This is a genomic window from Kitasatospora sp. NPDC059571, assembly GCF_042735675.1.
Classification (GTDB): domain Bacteria; phylum Actinomycetota; class Actinomycetes; order Streptomycetales; family Streptomycetaceae; genus Kitasatospora.
Window position 1 is genome coordinate 1 of record NZ_JBHWBW010000846.1, and the last position, 1,283, is coordinate 1,283.

Below are 1,283 nucleotides of genomic sequence, written 5' to 3' on the forward strand. Positions count from 1 at the left end.
GGGGTGGGGGGCGCGTGCCCGCGGTCGGGGGCCGTCGCGCGGGGGCGGGGCCGTGCGCTCCGCCGACTGCGGACCGGCCCGCCCGACGGGCCACAATGATCACATGAGGTGGATCTACAGCCTGGCCGGAGCCGTCCTGCTGGTCACGACGGTGGCGAGCATCCTGCGGACCCTGGTCGTCCCGCGCGGCCTGTACTCGGCCCTGGTCAACCGGCTCTGGCGGATCCTGCGGGCGACGCTGCGGCTGGCCGCCGCCCCGTTCGGCGGGTACGCGGCGCAGGACCGGGCCCAGACCTGGCTCGCGCCGCTGATCCTGGTCGGCATGCTCGGCACCTGGCTGACCTGCATGCTGCTGGCGTACACCCTGCTGCTGCACGGCAGCTCCGAGCTCGACTGGTCGGTCTCCTTCCGCGAGGCCGGATCCAGCCTGTTCACCCTGGGCTTCGCCAGCGGCGAGCGGCTGCACCTGTCCGCGCTCGACTTCCTCGCCGCCGCGACCGGCCCGCTGATCATCGCCCTGCTGATCGGCTACCTGCCGACGCTGTACGGCGCGTACAACCGGCGCGAGGTCGAGGTCACCCTGCTCCAGTCGCGGGCCGGCGAGCCGGCCTGGGGCCCGGAGCTGCTCGCCCGGCAGTCGCTGGTCTCCACCGAGCGGGCCCTGCCCGAGCTCTACCGGGACTGGGAGCGGCTGGCCGCCGACATCGGCGAGGGCCATTCGAACTATCCGGTGCTGCTGTCCTTCCGCTCCCCGCGGCCGTACCGCAGCTGGGTGGTCGGCCTGCTCGCGGTGATGGACGCGGCCGCCATCCAGCTGGCGCTCACCCCGCGCTCGGCACCGCCGGAGGCCCGCCTGGTGCTGCGCGCGGGGTTCACCGCGATGCGGGACATCGCCCGGACGATGCGGGTGCCGTTCGACCCCGACCCGGATCCGGACGAGCCGATCCGGCTCACCTTCGAGGAGTTCGACGCGGCCGTGGCCATGGTGGTGGCCAGCGGCTTCCAGAAGGAGCGCACGCCGGAGGAGGCCTGGCCGCACTTCCGCGGCTGGCGGGTGAACTACGAGGCGATCGGCTACGAGCTGGCCCGCCGCTGCGACGCCGTGCCGTCGCTGTGGACCGGGCCGCGGGACTTCCCCGCCGTACCGATCCCGCCGCTCCGCCCGCCGGACCGCCGGCCCAAGTCCTGACGGTCCCGGGGGGGGCCGGCCCCCGCGGGCGGGGGGCCCCCCCCGGGGCGGGGCGGCCCCCCCCCCCCGGGGGGGGGGTTTAAAACGAGAACGG

1 protein-coding gene is annotated in these 1,283 nt (G+C 75.4%); it reads left to right on the forward strand.

Annotated features, from left to right (window positions below):
• Nucleotides 1-103: 103 nt before the first annotated feature.
• Nucleotides 104-1,189, forward strand: a complete 1,086-nt coding sequence (locus ACFV0G_RS39485) for a hypothetical protein (RefSeq protein ID WP_380558798.1) — start codon at nucleotides 104-106, stop codon at nucleotides 1,187-1,189.
• The last annotated feature ends 94 nt before the right edge of the window (nucleotides 1,190-1,283 follow it).